16 protein-coding genes are annotated in these 19,952 nt (G+C 53.1%); 6 read left to right on the top strand and 10 right to left on the bottom strand.

The genetic code is table 11. From position 1 onward, the window contains the following. Positions 1-94 precede the first annotated feature (94 nt). The gene (locus DQG23_RS29965; protein ID WP_158560763.1) at positions 95-3,160 is read left to right on the top strand and encodes a hybrid sensor histidine kinase/response regulator; all 3,066 of its coding nucleotides are present in this window, start codon (positions 95-97) and stop codon (positions 3,158-3,160) included. Between the two features lie 74 nt (positions 3,161-3,234). Here DQG23_RS29965 and DQG23_RS29960 read toward each other — a convergent pair whose 3' ends face one another. Beyond that, positions 3,235-3,843, bottom strand: coding sequence for a DedA family protein (locus tag DQG23_RS29960; RefSeq protein ID WP_113034726.1), 609 nt, complete (start codon positions 3,841-3,843; stop codon positions 3,235-3,237). Positions 3,844-3,856: 13 nt separating this feature from the next. After that, positions 3,857-4,279, bottom strand: coding sequence for a GNAT family N-acetyltransferase (locus DQG23_RS29955; RefSeq protein WP_113034725.1), 423 nt, complete (start codon positions 4,277-4,279; stop codon positions 3,857-3,859). A 285-nt stretch (positions 4,280-4,564) separates the two neighbouring features. Here DQG23_RS29955 and DQG23_RS29950 point away from each other — a divergent pair, with 285 nt between their 5' ends. The 3 genes from DQG23_RS29950 to DQG23_RS29940 all read left to right on the top strand — a co-directional run bounded on the left by DQG23_RS29950 (position 4,565) and on the right by DQG23_RS29940 (position 7,855). Next, the gene (locus DQG23_RS29950; protein ID WP_113034724.1) at positions 4,565-5,602 is read left to right on the top strand and encodes an ABC transporter substrate-binding protein; all 1,038 of its coding nucleotides are present in this window, start codon (positions 4,565-4,567) and stop codon (positions 5,600-5,602) included. A 119-nt stretch (positions 5,603-5,721) separates the two neighbouring features. Further along, the gene (locus DQG23_RS29945; protein WP_113034723.1) at positions 5,722-7,371 is read left to right on the top strand and encodes a helix-turn-helix domain-containing protein; all 1,650 of its coding nucleotides are present in this window, start codon (positions 5,722-5,724) and stop codon (positions 7,369-7,371) included. A gap of 181 nt (positions 7,372-7,552) precedes the next feature. Then, positions 7,553-7,855: a putative quinol monooxygenase gene (locus tag DQG23_RS29940; protein WP_113034722.1), complete on the top strand. Its 303-nt coding sequence runs from the start codon at positions 7,553-7,555 to the stop codon at positions 7,853-7,855. A gap of 97 nt (positions 7,856-7,952) precedes the next feature. Here DQG23_RS29940 and DQG23_RS29935 read toward each other — a convergent pair whose 3' ends face one another. Together DQG23_RS29935 and DQG23_RS29930 are read right to left on the bottom strand one after the other, a co-directional pair. Then, positions 7,953-9,137: a hypothetical protein gene (locus DQG23_RS29935; RefSeq protein ID WP_113034721.1), complete on the bottom strand. Its 1,185-nt coding sequence runs from the start codon at positions 9,135-9,137 to the stop codon at positions 7,953-7,955. Positions 9,138-9,139: 2 nt separating this feature from the next. Beyond that, complete coding sequence (locus DQG23_RS29930) at positions 9,140-9,913, bottom strand: helix-turn-helix transcriptional regulator (protein WP_158560762.1); 774 nt, start codon at positions 9,911-9,913, stop codon at positions 9,140-9,142. A gap of 618 nt (positions 9,914-10,531) precedes the next feature. Between DQG23_RS29930 and DQG23_RS29925 the strand changes: the two genes are divergently transcribed. Next, positions 10,532-11,104: a VOC family protein gene (locus DQG23_RS29925; RefSeq protein WP_146762410.1), complete on the top strand. Its 573-nt coding sequence runs from the start codon at positions 10,532-10,534 to the stop codon at positions 11,102-11,104. Between the two features lie 266 nt (positions 11,105-11,370). Here DQG23_RS29925 and DQG23_RS29915 read toward each other — a convergent pair whose 3' ends face one another. The 5 genes from DQG23_RS29915 to DQG23_RS29895 all read right to left on the bottom strand — a co-directional run bounded on the left by DQG23_RS29915 (position 11,371) and on the right by DQG23_RS29895 (position 16,050). After that, on the bottom strand, positions 11,371-11,682 hold the full coding sequence (locus tag DQG23_RS29915; protein WP_113034717.1) for an ArsR/SmtB family transcription factor: 312 nt from the start codon (positions 11,680-11,682) through the stop codon (positions 11,371-11,373). Further along, the gene (locus tag DQG23_RS29910) at positions 11,679-12,122 is read right to left on the bottom strand and encodes an SRPBCC domain-containing protein (RefSeq protein WP_113034716.1); all 444 of its coding nucleotides are present in this window, start codon (positions 12,120-12,122) and stop codon (positions 11,679-11,681) included. The genes DQG23_RS29915 and DQG23_RS29910 overlap by 4 nt, the downstream gene beginning before the upstream one ends. Positions 12,123-12,440: 318 nt before the next feature. After that, positions 12,441-13,502 (bottom strand): ABC transporter substrate-binding protein, encoded by a 1,062-nt coding sequence (locus DQG23_RS29905; RefSeq protein WP_238178108.1) that lies wholly within the window; start codon positions 13,500-13,502, stop codon positions 12,441-12,443. A gap of 93 nt (positions 13,503-13,595) precedes the next feature. Continuing rightward, positions 13,596-15,239, bottom strand: a complete 1,644-nt coding sequence (locus tag DQG23_RS29900) for an ABC transporter substrate-binding protein (protein ID WP_158560761.1) — start codon at positions 15,237-15,239, stop codon at positions 13,596-13,598. 148 nt (positions 15,240-15,387) lie between these two features. Then, the gene (locus DQG23_RS29895; protein WP_113034713.1) at positions 15,388-16,050 is read right to left on the bottom strand and encodes a DUF4386 domain-containing protein; all 663 of its coding nucleotides are present in this window, start codon (positions 16,048-16,050) and stop codon (positions 15,388-15,390) included. A gap of 606 nt (positions 16,051-16,656) precedes the next feature. On the opposite strand from DQG23_RS29895, the gene DQG23_RS29890 reads away from it, so the two are divergent. After that, positions 16,657-17,598, top strand: coding sequence for a phosphotransferase family protein (locus DQG23_RS29890; RefSeq protein ID WP_113034712.1), 942 nt, complete (start codon positions 16,657-16,659; stop codon positions 17,596-17,598). 833 nt (positions 17,599-18,431) lie between these two features. Here DQG23_RS29890 and DQG23_RS29885 read toward each other — a convergent pair. Continuing rightward, on the bottom strand, positions 18,432-19,949 hold the full coding sequence (locus tag DQG23_RS29885; protein ID WP_113034711.1) for a DHA2 family efflux MFS transporter permease subunit: 1,518 nt from the start codon (positions 19,947-19,949) through the stop codon (positions 18,432-18,434). Between the last annotated feature and the right edge of the window lie 3 nt (positions 19,950-19,952).

Genomic DNA, 19,952 nt, shown 5'->3' with positions numbered 1-19,952 from the left:
CTATAGAAGACGGGGTTATGAAGCTGACATCCATATGCAGGAAAACGCCCTTCAGTGGAGGAATATTGCCGAAAAACGTCGAATACCCCTTACTATGATGACTAAAAAACGCGTGCTCACCATAACGATTCTGTTCGTTTTGATCATAACGGGAATTCGGCTGTCTTGGATATATTCCAGCTGGTCGACCGAGCGGCCGCTCGCGGTGCAAGGCGAGCTTGACCTTCACGATACGTCATGGAGCCGTCCTATTTTGCTGGAAGGTGAATGGACGTTTTATCCGGAGCGGTTTCTGCTGGAGGAGGGAGCGGATGCTTCGCGGGCGGGGGGCGTCACAATCGCCTTGCCCGGCTCGTGGAAAGGCCAATTCGCCGACCCGAAACAGACGACCGGTTACGGCAGCTACAGGCTGCTCATCAGGCTTGGCGAACCTGGCGAGAGGAGGCTGGCGCTCGCTGTGCCCAGTACGGTAGCCTCCTCCGAGCTGTATGTGAACGGCGTCAGGCTAGGGGGAGCGGGAGTGCCGGGGAAGACGGCGGAGGATACCGTCGCCTTCGAGAAACCGTACAATGCCACCTTTGAGACGGATCGCTCCGAACTGGAAATTGTCGTCCACGCCGCCAATTTCAGCAATGAGGTTATCGGCGGGCTGCTTTACTCGATGCAGTTCGGAACCGAAGAAGTAGTAATGAATAATAAGCGGTTTTCGATCGCGATGCAGTTGCTCGTTTGCGTCTTCCTGCTGATCCATGTCGTTTATTCGATCGTCCTCTTTGTCATAGGGGCACGGCAGAGGGCGCTGCTAACGCTGGCTGTGTTGATGACCTGTTCCTGCATTACGGTTCTCGTTACGGACGACAAGCTTTTGTTGTCGCTATGGGAGCTGCCGTACGAAATCAGCTTGAAGATTAATATCGTAAGCTACTTATGGGTGGCGGCGCTGCTGACCGGATTCGTGCAGCAGTTGTACCCGAAGCTCTCCAAGCGGCCTTGGCATATATATTATGGCGGGCTGGTACTGTGCTTGACGCTAGCGGTCATTCTGCTGCCCGCAGCCTACGCTTCGATGATCGATATATTCACCCTGCCGCTTATGCTGGCCGGGTTCTTGTATGCGCCGGTTCTGACACTGCGCGCTGCGCTGCGGCTTGACCGCGATGCGATCTTTTTGTGGCTGGGGTTTGCAGGCCTCGCCGTCAATTTGTGCTGGGGCATCGTGAATGCTTACAGCTACGCTCTGCGTTTGCAGCAATTTTATCCTGTAGATTTGATTATCGTATTTTTCGCCTTTGCCTCCTACTGGTTCAGACTGTATTTCCGGAATTTGCAGCAGACCGCCCAGCTGGCTTCGGAGCTGCAAAATGCGGACAAGCAGCGGAACGATTTTCTGGCGAATACCTCCCATGAGCTTCGCAATCCGCTGCATGGGATGATCAATATTGCGCGAAGCGTGGTGGAGGAGCAAAGCGTTCGTCCCGCCGGTCAGGAAAAGCTGGAGCTGCTCATTACAGTCGGCAAGCGCATGTCCTTGCTGTTGAACGACCTGATGGATTTCGACCGGCTGCAGGGCAAGGGGCTGCGGCTTGAGCCAAGGGCGGTGCAGGCGCAAGCTGCAGCGGCAGGCGTCATCGATATGATGGGATTTTTGATGGAAGGCAAGCCGGTCGAGGTGCGCAATGAAATTCCCGAATCGTTTCCTCCGGTTATGGCGGACGAAAACAGGCTTGTGCAAATCTTATTCAACTTGCTTCACAATGCGGTGAAGTTTACGGCTCAGGGTCATGTAGCGATTCGGGGCGTCGTTCGCGGAGAGCGGGCGGTTCTGGAGGTGGAGGACACGGGAATCGGCATAACGCCGGAGGATCAACGGCGGTTGTTTGAGCCGTATGAGCAGGCGGATTCCAGCATGACGTCGATGGGCGGCATCGGACTGGGGCTTAGTATCAGCCGGCAGCTTGCCGAGCTGCACGGCGGGTCGCTGGAGGTCAAATCCGAGCCGGGGAAAGGGTCGATCTTTAGGCTCAGTTTGCCTTTGGCTCCGGAATCGGCCCCGGCAGCAATTGTATCTGTAAGGGGAGGAGCCGAATCGGAGCGGCCCTTGGCGAATACGCCTTCTGAGGAAGCTTCCGATCTTCTGCAGTCGACGGCGGCAATCGAAGCGCAGACAGGCAGGCCTCGGGTGCTCGTCGTGGATGACGATCCGGTCAATTTGCGTATTTTGGCAGGAATGCTGCCTTCGTCCCTGTATCAGGTAACGGCGATATACTCAGGGCATGAAGCGATGAAGCTGATCGATGAACGGGAGTGGGATCTGGTCATCGCCGATGTGATGATGCCCCGCATGTCAGGCTACGAGCTGACGCAGACGATCCGGAGAAGATTCTCGATTTCCGAGCTGCCGGTGCTGCTGCTGACTGCCCGAAGCAGGCCGGAGGATATCGCGGCGGGATTTCAGGCCGGAGCGAATGATTATGTAACCAAGCCGGCCGACAGGATGGAGCTCCAGTACCGGGTGCGGGCGCTGACGGAGCTGAAGCTTGCGGCCGGCGAGCGGCAGCGAATGGAGACGGCTTGGCTGCAAGCGCAGGTTCAGCCTCATTTTCTGTTCAATACGCTTAACTCCATTGCGGCTCTAAGCGAGATCGATACGGAGCGCATGCGGCTGCTGCTTGAGGTGTTCGGCAACTATTTGCGGGGGAGCTTCGACTTCCGCAATTCCGAACGGGTAGTGCCGCTCGAGCAGGAGCTGGCGCTTGTGAAGGCCTATCTGTTTATCGAGGGAGAACGGTTCGAAGAACGGCTTCGCGTGTTATGGGACGTTCCAAGCCGGCTGTTGTCCGCCCGGGTTCCTCCGCTTTCGGTTCAGACGCTCGTCGAAAATGCGCTTCGTCATGGGATTTTGAGGCGGCTGGAGGGAGGGACCGTGCGAATATCCGTACAGGATAACGGCGATCATATCGGGATCACGGTGTCGGATGACGGTGTCGGCATGGAACAAGAGGTATTGAAGCATGTGCTGGATGAGCGGCCGGGCGAACGTACGGGCATCGGACTGCGCAACACGGACCGCCGTCTCCGGCAAATTTTCGGCAGGGGACTGGAAATTTCGAGCGTTCCCGGACAAGGCACGACAATAACGTTCAGGGCCGGGAAGCCCTGAACGTTATTGTTTTTTTTGTGGACGGAAAGGATGTCGCGGAAGCGTTCTGCACCTGCGGTAAACGCCGAATTCAATCAGGCCGATTTCCGTTTGCGGAACATCAAATAGATAACAGCCAGCACGCCCAGGGCGATAAGGGCATAGACGATTTTCGAGTAAACCTCCATGTAGGCAACAATGGTTTCCCATGAAGCCCCGACGGCGGACCCGATGCAAACCAAAGCAGTATTCCATACCAATGAGCCTAAGGCGGTGAGCAAAATAAATACCCCGAAGTTCATGCGGGTGCTGCCTGCCGGAATCGAGATCAGGCTGCGGATCAATGGAACCAGCCGGCAAATAAGCACCGCCCAGACACCGTGTTTCGTAAACCAGCCGTAAGTTTTATGCACGTCGGCTGCAGTCAGCCGCAAAAACCGGCCCCATTTATTAACGATGGCTTCCATCCTGGTAATATCAATTAAGTAGCCGATATAATACAGCACGATTGCGCCTGCCAATGAGCCAAGCGTGGACGCGGCGATTACACCCGTTACGCTGATGTCCGAATAGGTGGTCATAAAGCCGCCGAAGGTGAGTATGACTTCCGATGGAATGGGAGGAAACAAATTTTCAAGTGCGATCAACAGGAAAACGCCGATATAACCGAATTCGTTCATGATGTCCGCTATCCATTTTTGCATGCACAAAACCCCTTCAATTGTTATCCAATCTCATATACACGCTTCTTTCCTTGAAGCCTAACGACTTCCAGAACGCATGTCCTCTTTCGTTCCAAAACATGACTTCTATATCGATTTGATCGGTTCCTAATACCTCGACCAGCTTCTCGAATGCAAGCTTGCCGTAGCCTTGCCTTCTGCAATCTCTGCAAATGAAAAACTGCCTTACATACAAAGGACGCTTAGCATGATTGATTAGGGCATACCCTTTCGTTTCGCCGTTCTCTTTGAAAAGATAGGCTTTGTAATCGGTGCTTATGAACCCTTCCATTCTCTCCTTCAATTGCTTGACAGTCATTCGGTTGTCGTGCCGTTCATCCTCGATGAGCTGTTTGTTTAACGCCGCGAGCAAATCCAAATCCTCGTTCGAGCAAGCTTGAATCGATAATCCGTTCATTGCCGTTACCTCCTAATGGCAAAATTTCAGGGCATGGAGCGTCTAAAAAAAGCCCCTATCATTATACGGCGTGTCCCTCGATTAGGTTGCTGGTTTCTCCGTTAAGTTACTGCCATATCCCGGCTGGGACCGTATTGTCACGCGTTTTTTTGCATAAATAACAGGGTATTGGCCGATTTTCTTTGTTATTGTTCCGAAAATTCCATTGTTGGCCGCGCGCCGCTTCCTTATAATAAACTTAATAATGAGAATCATTATCACAATTCAAAAGTAAGGAGTCTGAACATGCATTCCATTCGTAAACCTTCTGTTGTCGCAGTCCTCTTGATCCTCTTTGCAGCAGCTTTTCTCAGCGCTTGCGGAAGCAAGACCGCCTCCGAAGGCGGCAGCTCTCCGGCCGCTTCCAATAATACTGCCGCGAATACGCCGGCTTCTGCATCCTCAGCACCTTCCGCCAAGCCGGAAGCTGAGAAAGCGACCCGGATCGTCAGCACGGTCAACGGGGACGTCGAGATTCCCGCCAAACCTAAGCACATCGTGGCCTTGTATTATCATCATATTTTGCTTGCGCTCGGTGAGAAGCCGGTTGGCGCCAATCTGACTTGGTGGGGAGGCAGTCCGTTCCTTAAGGAGCTGGAGTCCGGAATGAAAGATGTCGGAGGGCCACCGTCCCTTGAAGCCGTCGCTGCATTGGAGCCGGATCTCATCATTATGAACAGCAACAATACGGAAGATTATAATCAATTTGCCAAAATCGCCCCATCCGTGCTTATTCCATATGACGGCAATCGCAACGTTTACGACGATACGAAGCTGATTGCGGAGATGCTGGGGAAAGCGGAGATGGCAAACCAAGTGTCCGCAGATTTCGAGAAGAAGGCGGCCGAGGCGCGCACCAAGCTGAAAAGCGTTCTGGATGGAGGCGTAAAGGCGGCTATTATCCGTATCGATAACAAGGGCGGGCAATTCAGCGTGTTCGGGGACAATTACGGACGCGGCGGCTGGTCGATCTATAAAGGCCTTCAGATTCAATATCCGGCCAAGGTTAAGGAAGCGGTCATCGACAGCGGAAAACAAATCGTTCAGGAGCTGTCGCTCGAACAAATGCTGGAATTCGTGAAAGACGCGGATTATCTCTTCGTTTCCAACGAAGGCTCCGGTTTGGAGACCGTAAAAGACAGCGCCGTATGGAATAGCATACCCGCAGTCAAGGCGGGACGCGTGATCGAATTGGACAAGAAATATTTTTACTTCGACCCCATCTCGATTTCCGCGCAGTTGGACCTGATAACCGATTTGTTTCTGAAGCTTCAAGTTAAATAAACGACGCTAAGCCGCCAATTCGTTGGCGGCCTTATTGCGTATCGGAGAAGGATTGAGTAGAATAAATGCAGCTATGTAATTGATATCGATTCTCAATCACAAAAGGAGTGTGCTTGTTGATGAGCCGCTTTTCCTTGCCTTTCCGATCCTGCTTGTTCACCCTGTCGAATATCGTATCGATTCATTGCACAGCTGCCGGCAAACCCTATAGACTGCACGCGCGGTCTTATGCGTTTATCGCCGTAACCGAGGGAAGCGGCAGCGCCGTAATTGACGGGAGGCATCACCGGGTAGTCAAGGGGAGCTGTTTCCTGCTCTCTCCGAATACGCTGTTCAACGCGTCGGCCGGCAAAACCTCCGAGCTCCGCATGTATGAGCTGTCCTTTCATGCGATGCCGACCGAAGCCGGAACCGGACGAAACGATTCGTCCAAGGATGACCAGCTGAGCTTTACGCCGCACGGAGAGCTGAATGCAAAGCCATTCGGCAAGGTGGCAGGCATGCTGGAGGAGCTTTACCGGCATCGGTCGCCGCAAGACGAGCTCGCGCAATTCAAGCAGCATCTTCGGCTGCAAGAGCTCCTTTACGAGCTGTACCGCAGCAATTATTCGCCGAACGATCAGCTGCAATCGAGGGAAGCCGTCAGACGTTCGATCGATAGTCTTCATCGGATGGACGCCGCCGCCATTAACATAGAGGTACTCGCCAAGCAAGCCAATATCGGAACGAGGCAGTATGCGCATCTGTTTAAACAGCTGACGGGCCGGAGTCCTCTGGATTATATTACGGAACTGAGGCTTAATGAGGCCAAAAAGCAGCTGCTCACTTCCAACGAAAGTCTGCAGGAAATTGCACAGAGTACGGGCTTTAAAGATGTTTATTATTTCAGCAGGCGGTTTAAGCAGATGGTCGGACAACCGCCGAGGCAATACGTCCGAAATAAGCGGCAGACATTGCGGGTCGTTGCGCTCTACTATGCCAACGTTCTGTTGTCCATCGGCGTGAAGCCGATCGCCGCTAATTTGACATGGTGGGGCGGAAGCGTTTTTCTAAAGGAAATGGAGAAGGGCATCGTAGATATCGGAAGTGCGCCGTCGCTGGAAACCGTTTCGCAGCTGGAGCCGGATCTCATCATTATGAACGACAACAGCGACACGGACTATGCGTCCATGTCCAAAGTAGCCCCTACCGTCATTTTGCCCTATGAAGGGCGGCGCAACATTTTTGAAGATACCCAAATTATCGGAGAACTGATCAATAAGCCGAATGCCGCAGGCGAACTGAAATTGCGCTTCGAGCGGCGGGCCGCGGCGGTCAGGGAAAAGCTGAATGGAATCGTGAGCCGTCAGACTACGGCCGTTATCGTGCGATTCGAATCGGGAGGCCGGCGTTTTTCGGTATTCGGAGACAATTACGGACGCGGCGGGTGGCCGATCTACCGGGGGCTTCAGCTAGGCATTCCTGAACCGGTGCAGCGCCATGTGATTGACAGCGGATTGCAAATTATGCAGGCTATGCCGCTTGAAGAGCTGCCGAAGTATGCGGGAAACGCAGATTATCTTTTTGTTGCGGATGAAGGAGAGGGGATCGAATACGTAGAGGACAACCCGATCTGGCAACGTCTCCCCGCAGTCGAGCGAGGCCGGGTGCACGTTCTGGAGAAGGCGAGCTTCTCTTATTTCGATCCTATTTCGATAGAAGGCCAGTTGGAGCTGCTTGCGCAGCTGCTCATGGAGCGGCCGGGTTATAAAGCCTTGTCCCGGATATGAAAGCGAGGCCGTGATGTCCTGCTCCGGAACGTTAATGAGGCAAAGGTAAAGATTCCTGAGGCAAACATCACTGGTTCTCGTCCCGAACACGCGAATGGGTCGGTTAGCGTGACGCTTTTTTACAATACAAAGCTTCCAAATACAAATATAATAAAGCCAACAAATACAGAGGTGATCCAAAATGAGCAGATTCGGCATGTACGTTAAATTCACCGCGAAACCCGGCCAGCGGGACGCTCTCGTGAACATCCTGCTGGAGGGCGAAGCCTCCATGCAGTCTGTCAAGGAATGCGAGCTGTACATCGTCAATGTCTCGGATACCGAGCCTGATACCATTTGGGTAACGGAGATGTGGGCCAATCCGGAAGCGCACGAGGCTTCTCTTGCTCAGGAAGAAACGAAAGCGTCCATTGAACGGGCAATGCCGTTAATAGCCGGAGTCGAAGCCGTCAAAGTAAGGCCGGTTGGCGGTAAAGGCGTCTAGATTGCAAAAAAATGCCGCATGTCCGCTGCAGGTCCAGGCAATCGGCTCGGCTACAAGTATGTTGCAAGCAAACTTCCGGCCCGAACGAAAAGCTCGGCTACAAGCTCGCAGCAATTTTGCTTAATTGGCTGAGCGCCGCATTTTCCGCTGACCTCGCTTGCTTGATATGGGCGGCTATCTGCTGAAATCGCTCCGGCTGCTTGTAGTGATCGTCGCTTTTCCCCTCGAATGGAAGCAGGTCGGCCGCCGCTTGCAGATGCAGATGAATTTCTTGATAGAGGTTAGCCGCATCCTTCAATAAAACGGACGGTGCGCCGCCGATACGGTCAGCTGCCTCCAGCAAAAATCCGGCCGCGTGCTTGCGGCATTCCGCCCAGCATTGGCTATTGTAGGAGAGCGCGAAAATATTCGGCTCTGCGCTTTCTACTGCATTTATCCATAAATCATAGGCGTCGAGACCGGCTTTATACGGCGGCTGCACCCATTTCCGCGGCCCTTCGGCAAATTCCAAGGCGAATTCAAGCGATTCCTTTACGACATCACTTGGGCTTGACGCCCGTCCCGGCTCGACCCAATACATTTCCAAAAGCCCGATATGTATCGTTCCAAGGTCCCTCCATGAAGTAAAGCCCTCGCCTTGGAGAACAATCCAATCACCCTCCTCGGATATGATCTCGCGAACTCCGCCGTTGCTGACCATTCGCATGCGGCCTTTAAGCCGGTATCCCCGGGTACCCGCCAATTGAGCAAGCATCGCATTCGTTTCCGCGTCTTCGAGCGGCACATAGGCTTGTTCCCCGCAGGCGGAAAGCCTGTCCTTGAGCTCCGGCGGCAAGACGAAAACCCGCTCGTCATAACGTCCGGAATATTGATCCGCCCCAAAGCCGGTGAACAGATACCCTTCTTTTTCGTAGCCGTAAACAACGTAGTACTCGGGAATCGCAAGGTTGTATCCATAACACGGAAATCCGCGATCGATGGCATTTCTCGTATTTTCCCACGCCATCCTCTGTTTTACCAGGAAGTCATCGTCCGTTTTGAAGCCGTAAACCCCGTTTACCGTATACCCGAGATTATTGCATAAATGCATCATCGGCCCTTGATACCACGGCCCTCCGGCTCCGAAGCCTTGTTCGTCCATGTGCAAAATAAAAGCCGCTCCCGTTCCGCCAAACAGCCAAGCATCCGATAAATCGATACCCAAGTATTCGCTGCAGCCTTTTAGACATCCTAATTGCGAGTTCCAGAAGGACTTCCATTCCAATCCGTTTAATCCCGCCATCATCATCCCCCCGTAGGAACAAGTTTAGATCCTTCCGACTTCTTGCTTTCCATCTTAGCAGGGGGACTCTGACATATGCTGTCATTCTCTATAAAATAACGCAGCTTTTTTTCCAATTGATTGACATACAGATTTCTGAGCCATTTTGGCGCTTCAATCGTCGCTTCAACCGGACTGGCGAACAGAGCAGCCAGAAGTTTGAGAGGATCGTAGTACTCTACGCGGAAAAGTCCCGCATCCACAGCCTCGAAGCGGAATGGGAATGACCCGGCATACGACGGCGCGCTCAGACGCACGTAGGCGATATTCGCCTCGTTGGCCAGCTCGGGTACGACCTCCGCTTGCTTCAGCAGCGGGGTTAAGTCGAATTTAGTATCCGATACATCGGAGCTCAGAAGTCCGGACAAGGCAAAAAAACGGATTTGCTTACCCGGCTCGCAATAGCCGACTACGAAATTCTCGCGATCATATGCATACATTTTATAGGGAGACAGGCGCACCGACTTCATGGAGCCTTGGCCGTCAATATAATGAATGTCTACTTTGGTGCGGGCTTCAACGGACTGATTGATTTTGTCGAAAATGCTCAGCTCCGCCGGGTCGATCGGAAACAACGGCAGGGCGATATCCGCTTCTTCGGAGCCGTTATGGTCGATTAGCCTTCTGAACAATCCGGATAAATGTCGTGCGTGCTCCGATTCCAATTTCTCATACTGCTCCGCGAGGTACAATAACCCTTGACGCTGCCGGTCCGTCACCAGGACATTACCCAGCACAAAAGTGTCCTGCGTATAATAATACCCTTTGTTTTGATGGCAAAATCCGATAGGCGCGCCCATTGAATCCCGCAGATATTCGATGTCCCTGGCCGCTTGCCGGGGCGAGATCGAGAATTTGTCCGCAATACGAACACAATTGGGATAACGTAACTGCCGAATTTGCGCATCGATCCAGCCGAGTCTGTGCATGTTGCTCAGAGTAATCAGCTCCCGCCTAACCGTTTGTTCTAATTATAACAGACGGGGATGACATATACTGTCATTTTGGTTGCGAGGAAAGGTCATCGCATGCCACCTTCAACATGATCTTTCAATCTCAAGACGGGTTTTGATCTGACAGAGGAGCAAATTCATTCAAACATTAGCATTTGCATGAATGTAGTATGGTAAAGGGGAAGGCAAATTCGATCGATGAAATGATTCGTTGATCGTGATATGGAGGTTGGTAACATGACAACAAAACGGGGTGGAACCGTAATTCCCATTTTTCCTTGCAAATCCATTGATGAACAGTTAGCTTTCTACCAAGCATTGGGCTTTGAACTGACTTACAGGCAAGCAAAGCCCAATCTATATGCTTGCGTCCGTCACCGCATGATGGAGATACACTTTTTTGTGCTGAAACAATTGGAGCCGTCTAATTCTTACAGCATGTGTTACGTAAGCGTCACTGACGTGGATGCCCTGTACAAGGAGTTTTGCGAAAATCTCAAAAGGGCTTATCAAAAGGTCCCCTCGAAGGGCTATCCAAGAATAACCAAGGTCAACAATCTTGCGGAGGACCGGAGATTCAATCTTATCGATCCTGCAGGAAACCGCCTATTGATCGGTCAGAAGCATGCCTCTCCCGGACAAATCCCGAACGATCGAAACGATGAGGCGCGTCCGTCGAAGTTTTCGAATGCGTTCGAAACGGCATACAAACTGGCCTATGCCAAAGACGAGCCCGCAGACGCTGCCAGAGTATTGGATCTTGTGTTTTCGAAAGCCGAGGAGGCGCCGGTAACGCTTCGTTATAAAGCTTATGTCCTGCGGGCCGATGTCGCCGCCTCCGTGGACGAGCTGCATACTGCGAAAGCTTTTATAGAAAAAGCGGAGCATTTGCCGCTGTCCGACCGTGAGCTTGAAGAGGTGATGGAAGCAGCCGAAAGGCTTAACGAGCTTAAGTCGAATATGGACCGCGACTAATCCTTAACGGACTGCCGGCTATGGCGGGCGCCAAACCCGGCGAAACCTGCCAAACCCGCGAAACCCGCGAAACCCGCGAAACCCGCGAAACCCGGGAAACCCCAAAAAGGCCGTGACAGCCTGCATAACGGCAAAGTGTCACAGCCTTTCATCCCTGCGGGTCTACTTGCTTTTGGCGATACGCTTCGGAGTCGCTTGTCCGACGCCCCGGCGTTCACGCTTTCGGTGCATAGGAAATCGCTTCCTGCATACGCCGTCCTAACGCATTATTCATTTTCGAGCATTTCCTTCAGGCGCGGCAGGCGTTCGTCCCACATGGTTCCTACCGATTTCGCCCAGTTTTCCAATACGCGAAGCGGCTCGGGAGTGAGGAAGTAGCGTTTCTCCCGACCGCTTTGCCGGACTGTAACCAATCCCGCTTCCTGGAGCGCATGTAAATGCTTGAGAACGCCTTGACGCGTTATCGGGAAAACTGCGGCCAATTGGGTTGCCGTCTTGGGGCTGTCTTTTGCAAGAGTTTCCAGCACTTCTCTTCGAACCGGATCGGCGATGGCGGTAAAAATACGCTCAGCGTTCAATAAGGAAGCTCCCTTCCCTCCATATGGGCCTTCAAGTTCTCCAAAGACATGCCGTAGCCTTCCTCCGTCTGCTTCAGCTGCTGTTGCGTTTCATATCCGGTTTCCGTTATCGTTACCTTCGTCCCGCCGTTTTCTTCGGTGAGAATGAAGGTAGTGACCATGTCTACGTCCGACTCCTCGTACTCCCAGCGGACTGCAAACCTGTGGAGGGGATCCACCGTCTCGATCGTTGCCCGCAAGGTGACAACTTCCATACCGCTGTGGTAACGATTGGGCGAGTGATGAAACAAAACTACAGCTTCAACCTTCAAAGAAGGGATTTCCCACGGGGATCCCGGAGAATACCAGCGTGACAATTGCTCCGCTTCCGTAACGGCAGCCCAAACCCGTTCCCGCGAAGCCTGTATCCAAATCGTACGCACGACCGTCAACTGTTCCAATCGATTCGCCTCCTAAGTGAAACTTTCCAGTTGCACTTATTATAGGCTGTATGAGATTTAAGTGCAACTTCGAGGTTGCACTAATGGCATAAGATGCCTCACAGACAGCACGATCATACCGAATGCCTAGTGGAGGTTGGACGCCGGAGTAGTTGACCGAGCGAAGCGGTTGCGCCGACGACTACCGACCGACACCAAAAAGCCGGAGCGGGAAAATCCCGTCCGGAGTTTGTTGTCATGAGGCGGAACGCCGGTTTCCCCGCGATGCGCGACTCCCGGCACGCGGAGCTAGGCCACACGGCGGCTGGTAAATGCGTATTATTTGCCATGCTTGGCGAGCCATTCGGCCAGCTCTTCGGTTTGAGCCAGTACGGCTAGCGGGTCGTAATACCAGGACCGTTCCTCGGGCCAAACGTAGAGATTCCCGTTCTTCACGGCCGGGAGATTGCGCCAGATCGGGTCGGCTTTAAAATCCTCCGCCGTCCGGTTGTTCGAGGTCATCACGATATAGTCACCGGCATACTTCTCAAGCAGCTCGGCCGACAATTCGGCCCACTGCTTCTCCATGAGGGTATCGGCGATTTCGGCCGGGGGTTTGCGGCCAAGCGCCTGATATACCGGCTGGCCGCCGCGGCCGAAGTTATCGCCGTATACCCATGTCGTTTTCTCGCCGTCCTCCATAATGGAGAACGAAGCGCCGGCAGGGATGACGGCATCGACTTTGGCTTTGGCTGCGGCAATGCGCCGATCGTATTCCGCCAGCCAGGTCTTGGCTTTGTCTTCCTTGCCGAGCAAGTCTCCGAAGTAAGCGAGCTCCTGATGGACGTTTTTCAAGTCTCCGTAAGGGATAACCAGAGTCGGCGCGATTTTGCTAAGAACATCGTAGGTTTCTCCGTTGCCGGTAATAATGAGATCGGGATTAAGGGCGATGATGTTCTCGGCGGACGGCTTGCCGTAAACGCCGGTATCGGCGATGCCGGCAAGCGCCTCCTTGAAATAATAGTTTTTGATCGTCAATCCGGGAGCGCCTACAGGGATAACGTTCAGCGCGATCAAACTGCCCAAATATTCCTCGGCTACGATCCGCTGCGGCTGAACCGGAATTTGGATGTCCCCTTTAACGGTCGATACGGTTTTCATCTTGGCCGTCTGCTGAGCGGAATCGCCGGCCGTCTTTCCGGCGTCTTTATCGTTCGGCGAAGGCGAGCTGCCGTTTTTGCCGTCGGAAGCTTGTGCGGCTTTGACGTTATCGCTGTCATTGGGGCCGTCGCTCGGCCCGGCGGCTCCGCAGCCGGAGAGCGCCAATAAGAGAAATAGAAGCGAAACGATGACGGACAGACGATATGTGCGGAGTGGCGGAAAAGTATGCTGCAAAAACAATGGTTTAGCCTCCCTATCAACAACGATAATCATTCTCAACTAATACTTTACCGTGTCGGACAGGAGTTGGCTATGCCTAAAAATGATGTGCGCTCATGTACTTTTATGATGCGGCACGAGCGTCCGAAGCAGCTCGCGAAGCTGCGCCTTTGAGGAAATCGGATCGTAGCCGTAAAATAATTCGGACTGGTTCAGCAAGTAGACCCGGTTGCGGCGCACGGCCTCCAGGTTCAACCAGCCTTCGGAGCGGAATAACCGCCGTATACGCTGTCGAACAGCCGGATCGGCAGGCACGTCGGTAATCCAAATATGATCGGCCGAATAGTCGGCGATGGCTTCGATATCCGCTTCGACGTATCCGCGCGTGAAGATGCCTTGCTCCTGCAGCCGGGAGGGGAGGCGAAAGCCGAGGTCGCCGTATAGAATTTGGCATCCTCTGCCGAAGCTGCTGCCGATACAATAAGCCGATCCCAGGCCGATTTCCCAGACGATGGCGGTTCCCCTCGCTTCCCGCCGGCCAAGCTCGCGATCCAGGAGCAGATTGCTTTCGCTGATCCGTTCGTCGTAGCGGCTCAGCCAATCTTCGGCCTGCTGCCGTTTGTTCGCTATGTCGCCGATCAGGCGAAACTGCTCGCGCCAGCTCATCGTTTTAAAAGGCAGCTGTACCACGGGAGCGATCGGAAGCAGGCTGCGATTTTCCGCACCGGTGCCGTAGTCGATAATGACGTCAGGACGCGCCGCGGAGACCGTTTCCATGTAAGCGTCAGGGCTCATCTCGTAAGGATTCAGCTTAGGCCCGATAGCCGCCGATCGGCTGAGCTGCTCTTGCTCGAGCCAGGATGTATAAACGCCGAGCTCGGGGGTGACGCCAAGCGCGATCAGGCTGGCGGTATGATTGGGATTCAGCGCGGCAATTCGTTTGCGTTTGCGCTTATAAGCGGTGGGGGACAGCCCTGCCGTTTCTTTAAATTTGCGGCTTAAATAACACCCCTCCCGGTATCCGACCTCCTGCGCCAGCGTATTCAAGTCCGGCGCCCCGGTCAGGAAGCGTATCTGGGCGCTGCGAATCCTCAGCAGGGTCAGATGGGTATTAAACGTGCGCCCGGTAAGCTTGCGGAAGGTGCGGGAAAAATGCTCGGGGCTTACTTTGGCCAGCTCCGCCATCTGCTCCCGGGTCAGATCCTCGCAATAATGCTCCTCCATATATTGAAGCGCCTGATCAAACCAGCCGTTCGCAGGCTGCTCGGGCTGTTCCCGGATCGTCAGCTCCCGATGCAGCTCCGCGAGCAGCTCGGTGAACAGCTGCTGCGGCCGGAACGGCCCCCCGAGCTGCGGCTCTCGCCAGACGGCCGCCAGCTCTTCAGCCAGTCTGACAATGCCGGCCGAACCAAGGTGCAGCGGCAAATCATACTCCAAGATCTGCGGAGGAGAACCGTCCGCCGTAATGCCGCGATAAACAAGCTGGATGCCCTTCAATAAGGAGTACGGCTCCGATTGAAGTACCGGCTGGAAGCCGGCATCGCACAGCAATACGCTTCCGCGGGACAGCGGGTGCTGCCGCCCGTTGATCCGAACGGTTCCGCTCCCGCCGCTAACGATCAGGATGCGTGGAAGCGGCGGCGTTTCGTCCCGGTCATCGTGCCGCTCCGGCCCGTTTAATCCGTTCAAACGCACAAGCATATAGAAGGTATGGGACATTTCCGATTTCGTTTCGCCGGCAGCAGGGGATAGGGGCATCTTTTTCACCCTTTTGTAATTGATAATGATTTTCAATAAGGGTATTATAGCAAATAGCCGCTGCATTGACGATATCGTGAGGGGCTTATGATTTTCTAAAACCCATCTAGAGGTACGAAATAACGATTTGGGATGTCCTGCGTGACGATTATGTCCTTCCGGATAAGTTAAACCCTTTGACGATCAGCCAGAGCGGAAAGATGATTTCGAATAAGGCTCCGGGCGCGTATAAATACATGCCATTATAACCCATAAGCTCCATGATGGCGCTGGCAGACAACGATACATAACCGAAGAGTCCCAAGCCGGATAGGAATCGCGGAACGAGTTTGGACCGGTACAGCAAATAACAGAAAAAAAGGCTGTACAGACCAAGCGCGAGCATGGCCAACTGAAAAGCCGATAAGCTTCCTTCCGCCGCCAATGCGCCGATTGTTTGAAAATAGGAGTGATCGGGGGCGCCCGCCGCGATATATTTTTGACTAAGCCCGATGAGCAAAAGCGGACCGATTGTCCCGACGATCAGGAGCGCGGCCTCAATCACCCGAAAGCCTACGTAGCCTATGGCGATTTTTTCATTATGCTGCTTTAAGACGGGATACAGCATGATCGCGATTCCGACCACAGCGGCGGAATTAATAAACTCAAGCAATACGCCCAGGACGATTTGGTTTTTCTTTGAATACACATCTTGAAGATAATCGGGAGCGCTCAGAACGGATTCAATTATGGCATTCCCTGAAATATACGAAACCGTAGCGAATACAAACAGTACGCCCGCAAAAAGTGCGGACCTGCGATTGGCATCCATTGTTCCCCTCCTAGTCAGCTTGCCGGTTGGTATATGGCGAACGAATCTCCGCGCACATTCACATGCATTATAGCTGCTAAACGATTCCGCCTTGCAGATACTAAAGTATGGTTTATAGAAGAGAGTCGTGGAGGGGCGTGACGGAAGCCGGCGCCTATCAATAACAACCCGTACTAGGTTTGACCGCCGACGTGTGACCAAGCACCGCGCGCCGGGAGGCGCGCGGTGCGGAAAAAGCCCGGACTGTCCGATTGCGGTTGCGTTCCGGCGTCGCTGCAGCTGCTTTCAACGGGAAAAATCGGAGTCCGCTCCCGGCTTATGAAAGACGGAGAACAGATTTCCTCCGCACTCTGATTACCGCCGTCTCCGGCATACACGCCTATGAACATATGATACAATTCATACGAATCGCTCCATTTTTGTCGTACGGGTTCGATTCCGAACGGTACTGGTACTGAGATCCCATAACCACAATCGCCCAAGCGGAAGAGATAGCCGAATTATTGGTGAAACGGTACAAAAAATAAAGGAACGACATCCGTTACATTGTGACCGTAGGACGAATTTGCGATATACTAAACCGGAAAACATTATGCCGGAGGACGTATGAACAAAATCGAGGAAACGATATATGAGCATTATGGGCTGAAGGTGTCCCAACTTACTCCGCAGCAAGGCGGATGGTCCTCGCTAGCCTATAAGATGATTGCGGGCGACCGCTCTTACTTCTTGAAAATGTACGAGAAAAGCAGAGCGTCCACTCCGAAATGGACAGCGCTGATTAACGAGTATGTCCCTGTCCTGAGCTGGCTCCATAATCACAGCAGCTTAAAAGGCAAAATTCCCGTTCCCCTTGCAACAAAGGCTGGCAGCTGTTTATGCTCGAACGATGACGGTATTTTTCTGCTCTATGATTATATCGACGGAGAGACAATCGGTCCCCGGGATTTAACGGACAATCAGGCGATGCAGCTTTCGGACATTATTACAGAGCTTCATTCGCACGACGAACAATTGCCGGTACATACAAAGCGGCTCAAAGAAGATTTTGATCTTCCCTTTGTCGGACCAATAAAGCAGCTTCTGACAGGGCAGCTATCGCCAGTTCCATCGGACTTGGGCGAAGTACTGAGCCGGTATACGGAGCAAACGAATCAATTGATTAGCGAAATGGAAAAGCTGTCCCGGGACTTGCGGCAGCGTCCTTTGCGAAACGTTTTGTGTCATACGGATCTTCATCATTGGAATATGATGCAAACGGAAGAACAACTCGTCCTAATTGATTGGGAGGGGCTGCGCCTGGCACCCGTCGAGGCGGATTTTATGTTCCTAGTCGATCAGCCCTATTACGATACGTTTCTACATGTTTATCGAAAGCGATACCCCGATTTTGTTCCGCAGCCCGACGTTCTGCGGTTTTATAAGGGAAGACGTAAGTTGGAGGATGTTTGGGAATTCCTGGAGCAGTTATTATACGACCGGCAGGAAGCCGATGAGCGAACGAAGACACTGGCTGCCTTGACGAAAGAATTGGAGGAAATGGTTTGAGGCTAGTACGTTGACCGCATGAAATGCAAGGTTTGGGTGCTCGTGGCCTTATACGAACCCGCCCTTTCCACTGCGGATTCTCTCATGAAAAGCGCGGGCAGAAAACCTTAGATCATACGCGGTCAAGGTACTAGTCGCGTTTCAAGTCTAAAAGCGTTTCAAGTCTAAAACTAGGAATTGATGACCTGGTTACGAAAGCAAACACGGCTATCGTAATGGTTGTGCACGAATCGTACGATTAGTGGAGAAAACCTTATTGTTTATTAGGCTATCCTCACTATTTCGCAGGTTAAATGCTCGTTCTCTCCCATCAGTGAGGCAAACGCAACTATCAATTTCGTTTGCCTCACTAATAGTTGTGTTTGCCTCATTATCTCACCAAAACACGGATTTTCGGTTTGAAATAGTGAGGTTTGCCTCACGAATAATAAGCTTTGCCTTATAATGAGGATCACTACCCGTTGCACGATCAAATGCTTACACCTTTAAAGGATAAGCGTTGACATGCAACAGGCAGTCGACCCAGTCTGATATGTAGATTACCTCTAACAAATGGGAGTTCTATCAGGCGGCGGGGAAGAAAACAAGCTGCGGCGTTATGGCTGTGCATATGGATTCGCGAATACGGTGATGACGCGCTGCTGGACGAAAAGTACGTTTCGTCGCATCCTCTATGCGGCATTTAACGCCCGATCAATTCGTTAAGGCCCCCTATATTCAGCAGTAAAAAAAGGGCTGCGGCAGCCTGCTTCGCAGCATGCTGTTACAGCCCCTAGCCTGTGGGGGAAATATATTGCCAAAGTCTGCAAGATTGACTTCAAACGCAATTGCGGTCAACCCATATGAAGCCCGTCGGCGGCGAGCTCCGGTTTCGCGCTCTGCGCGCTGTCATCAGACGGCTTTTTGCCGCGCCGGAGGAGCAGTCCCAGTACGATGCCGCACATGGCGACAACGAGCATGACGCCGAACGTATAATCGAACGCCTTCGGCGCGAGCGCGGCCATCGCTTTCATCGCGTCGGCCTGGCTTGTTCCTGGGGCGGGAGGACTCTCGGCCGCGAGCGTCTTCATCCGCGAAGTCAGAACCGTCACGACGGTCGCTACGGCAAGTGAAGTAATGACTTGCTGAAGCGCGTTGGTTACGGAGGTGACACGGCTGACCAAATCGCGCGGCGCTTTGCTGATCAAATGCGAGTTTAGCGGCATCATCATCAGCCCCATCCCGCCGCCGGCCATGATAAGCGGGAGCAGAAGATCCTTACTCTCCGTCGTCAAATCTAGGAACGTGTATTGGTAGATCGCGCCGGATACGAGACTAAGGCCGATGACGACAAGCCATCGTACGCCGATTCTGTCGAACAGAAAGCCGCCTAGCGGCATCATGCAAGCCGAAGCGAGCGCCTGAGGGAAAAGCGTCAATCCAGTGTCGAACGCTCCGAATCCTCTTGCTTGTTGCAGGAACTGAGGCAATAAGAAAATCGCGCCGAACAAGGAAAATTGCACGATCCATTGTACGAAAATTGCAAACGAGAAATCGGCGGATTTGAAAATGCGCAGCTCAAGCAGCGGCGTTTTGGCACGCAGCTCTACAAAAATAAAAGCGATAAGGGCGATCGTCCCGACGATGATGCCCGTAAGTGTTTTGCCGGAGGTCCAGCTGTGCGCGCCTTCGCTCACGCCATATGACAATGCGGCGAATGCGAGCGGTCCGAGAAGCATGCCGGGCAGGTCGAAGCCGGCTACATCCTTCTTGCCGATTTTCGGTAAGCTCCACATGCCGAATAGGACGCTGAAGATACCGACAGGAATATTGATGAGAAAAATCCAGCGCCAAGAATGATATTCCACCAGCCAGCCGGATAAGACCGGGCCGATTGCCGGCGCGAATAGGATCGGGATGCCGAGCATTCCCATAACCGCGCCGATTTTGTTCGGCGGGCTGAGTCTGTAGACGTAAGCCATTGCCACGGGCATGACAAACCCCCCGCCAAGGCCTTGAATAATGCGGAAAATGATCAGCCACTCCGCACTGTTCGGCGTCGCGCATAAGGCCGAGCCGATCGTAAACAAGATGATCGAAGTAAGGAATACGTTTTTCGCCCCGAAACGGTCCGACAGCCATCCCGCAAGCGGTATGACGGATGCGGTTGCCAGCATATACCCGGTAACGGTCCACTCCAAAGTAGGCAGTTGCGTGTTGAAATCGACAACCAGCTTCGATAGGGCGACGTTCATTGCCGTCGTATCGAGAATAACCATGAAGCAGCCTGCGATAATAGCGATCAGCGGAACCAGTATGCTGGTCATACGGAATTCCGGCTGGGAATCTCCCGCCAATGTCGTTTGCTCCATCCT

Origin of the sequence: Paenibacillus contaminans (assembly GCF_003285015.1) — a bacterium.
In the GTDB taxonomy this organism is placed as follows: domain Bacteria; phylum Bacillota; class Bacilli; order Paenibacillales; family NBRC-103111; genus Paenibacillus_V; species Paenibacillus_V contaminans.
This window is presented reverse-complemented; position numbering and strand designations above follow the sequence as displayed.

Bases quoted from the DNA above. Each gene is read 5' to 3' on its own strand.
- DQG23_RS29965 (WP_158560763.1), top strand. From the start codon at position 95: ATGATGACTAAAAAACGCGTGCTCACCATAACGATTCTGTTCGTTTTG.
- DQG23_RS29960 (WP_113034726.1), bottom strand. From the start codon at position 3,843: ATGCAAAAATGGATAGCGGACATCATGAACGAATTCGGTTATATCGGC.
- DQG23_RS29955 (WP_113034725.1), bottom strand. From the start codon at position 4,279: ATGAACGGATTATCGATTCAAGCTTGCTCGAACGAGGATTTGGATTTG.
- DQG23_RS29950 (WP_113034724.1), top strand. From the start codon at position 4,565: ATGCATTCCATTCGTAAACCTTCTGTTGTCGCAGTCCTCTTGATCCTC.
- DQG23_RS29945 (WP_113034723.1), top strand. From the start codon at position 5,722: ATGAGCCGCTTTTCCTTGCCTTTCCGATCCTGCTTGTTCACCCTGTCG.
- DQG23_RS29940 (WP_113034722.1), top strand. From the start codon at position 7,553: ATGAGCAGATTCGGCATGTACGTTAAATTCACCGCGAAACCCGGCCAG.
- DQG23_RS29935 (WP_113034721.1), bottom strand. From the start codon at position 9,137: ATGGCGGGATTAAACGGATTGGAATGGAAGTCCTTCTGGAACTCGCAA.
- DQG23_RS29900 (WP_158560761.1), bottom strand. From the start codon at position 15,239: ATGCCCCTATCCCCTGCTGCCGGCGAAACGAAATCGGAAATGTCCCAT.
- DQG23_RS29895 (WP_113034713.1), bottom strand. From the start codon at position 16,050: ATGGATGCCAATCGCAGGTCCGCACTTTTTGCGGGCGTACTGTTTGTA.
- DQG23_RS29890 (WP_113034712.1), top strand. From the start codon at position 16,657: ATGAACAAAATCGAGGAAACGATATATGAGCATTATGGGCTGAAGGTG.
- DQG23_RS29885 (WP_113034711.1), bottom strand. From the start codon at position 19,949: ATGGAGCAAACGACATTGGCGGGAGATTCCCAGCCGGAATTCCGTATG.